The organism is Tsukamurella pseudospumae (assembly GCF_001575195.1).
Lineage (GTDB): Bacteria > Actinomycetota > Actinomycetes > Mycobacteriales > Mycobacteriaceae > Tsukamurella > Tsukamurella pseudospumae.
In genome coordinates this window covers 1-295 of the sequence record NZ_LSRF01000052.1, presented here as the reverse complement: position 1 = coordinate 295, position 295 = coordinate 1, and the positions used below count along the sequence as shown (strand labels likewise).

Genomic DNA, 295 nt, shown 5'->3' with positions numbered 1-295 from the left:
GGGGACTCAGCGGTGAAGTCGCGTTCGACCAGATCATCGTGCACCGGCGGGCCAGGCTTCTTCCCATTCCGACCGCGTTTCTTCCCGAAGCTCGACCACCAGCCGTTGGCGCAGCAGATCCGCCACGCCGTGCGTGCACTCATGGGCTGACCTGCAGCTTCGGCCTCGTCGACAAGGAAACGGTAGCCGAACTCCGGATCATCACGGTGCGCATCGAACAGGGCGTTCGCGCGCTCCGCCGCGACCCGATCCGCATCGGTGACCGCGTCCTTGAGCCACCGGTAGTACGGCTGAC

General features: G+C 65.8%; 1 pseudogene. It reads right to left on the bottom strand.

Features of this window, described 5'->3' with window-relative positions:
* Positions 1–295 (bottom strand): annotated as a pseudogene (locus AXK60_RS13830) (IS3 family transposase); the annotation flags it as partial.